Origin of the sequence: Paraburkholderia sp. DHOC27 (genome assembly GCF_003429005.1) — a bacterium.
In the GTDB taxonomy this organism is placed as follows: Bacteria; Pseudomonadota; Gammaproteobacteria; order Burkholderiales; family Burkholderiaceae; genus Paraburkholderia.
Genome location: NZ_QVQV01000004.1, coordinates 1 through 507, shown reverse-complemented (window position 1 = coordinate 507; position 507 = coordinate 1). Strand labels below are relative to the sequence as shown.

General features: G+C 66.5%; 1 protein-coding gene and 1 pseudogene. Both read left to right on the top strand.

The annotated features are described in order from the left end of the window. A pseudogene (locus D0B32_RS15530) lies at window positions 1-219 on the top strand (hypothetical protein); the annotation flags it as partial. Window positions 220-303: 84 nt separating this feature from the next. Continuing rightward, a partial coding sequence (locus D0B32_RS15525; RefSeq protein ID WP_147329532.1) for a hypothetical protein occupies window positions 304-507 on the top strand: 204 nt, incomplete at its 3' end.

Below are 507 nucleotides of genomic sequence, written 5' to 3'. Positions count from 1 at the left end.
GACGACATCACCTACGGCTACGACGCGCTCGGTCGTCTGGTCTCGGTGAGCGTGGCGGGCAACACCGCCTACTACGACTACGACGCGGCCGGCAACCTCACGGCGATCCGCCGCGATGCACGTGTTTCCTCGCCTCGTGCCGACTCTTCGGCTTCGCCGCCGCTTGCTGATTCGCGTGTCGCTGCTGATCTCAACACGGACCAGAGCGCGGGGCGTTGACGCGCCGCTTGCCGTCTTTCGCTGTTGCGTGCCGCTATTCGCTTTTCGTTGCCATTGTCCCTGCCGCTTTTCCCCATGCACATCATGCCCATCACCTACCCGGCCGGCCTGCGCCGGCAGCCCGTGCAGCGGGCCGTCCTGCTGCTGCTGTTCGTTCTGCTTTCGTGGTTCGCGGCGCCCCGCGCACATGCGCAGATTGACTGCGACTCGAAGTACGCGAAGGCGGGTGCCTACCCGGCCGATCCCACCTGTCCACTGAAGGCCGCGGCGGCGGACTTTGGCGGCATG